This is a genomic window from Abyssisolibacter fermentans (assembly GCF_001559865.1).
In the GTDB taxonomy this organism is placed as follows: Bacteria; Bacillota; Clostridia; order Tissierellales; family MCWD3; genus Abyssisolibacter; species Abyssisolibacter fermentans.
On the sequence record NZ_LOHE01000026.1, the window covers coordinates 1 to 780 of the forward strand.

Genomic DNA, 780 nt, shown 5'->3' on the forward strand with positions numbered 1-780 from the left:
CAGTTTAATGTACAATATTCTACAAAATTGTTTAAGCGAGAAACGGTAGAAAGAATGAGTCAACATTTTGTAAATATTCTTAAAGAAGTTTCACAAGGTATACAGATTGAATTAAATGAAATAAGGATGTTATCAAAGGCAGAAGAAAATGAGCTATTAGTAGAATTTAACAATACAGAATTAAAATATATTAAAGAAAAAACAATACAAGAATTATTTGAAGAACAGGTAGAGAAGACACCAGAAAATGTAGCAGTTGTATTTGAAGAAAAGCATCTTACATATAGAGAATTAAATAATAGGGCAAATCAATTAGCAAGATTATTGAGAGAAAAAGGGGTAGAGCCAAATACAATAGTAGGAATAATTGTAGAAAGATCAGTAGAGATGCTAATAGGAATAATGGGAATTTTAAAAGCTGGAGGAGCATATTTACCTATAGATCCCAATTATCCTGATAAACGAAAGGAATTTATATTTTCAGATAGTGATATAGATATAGTGCTAGCACAGGAACATTTGTTAAACAAAGATAAAGACTTATTTCAAAAGTTGTCATTAAAAGATGTAATAGTTATAGATGACGAGAAGGTCTATTCAGGGAATATATTTAACCTTAATATTGTCAATAAGGAAGAAGATTTAGCGTATATTATCTACACATCTGGGACAACTGGTAATCCAAAAGGCGTAATGATTGAGCATAGAAATGTAAACAATCTTGTATGTGGATTACGGGAGAAGATATATAGAGATTTAAATGATGATTTAAGGGTAAGC

The 780-nt window shown here is 29.4% G+C and carries 1 protein-coding gene; it reads left to right on the plus strand.

What is annotated here, in order from left to right:
- Positions 1-54: 54 nt before the first annotated feature.
- Positions 55-780: AMP-binding protein (locus AYC61_RS01590; RefSeq protein ID WP_162265421.1), on the plus strand; the 726-nt coding region annotated here is incomplete at its 3' end.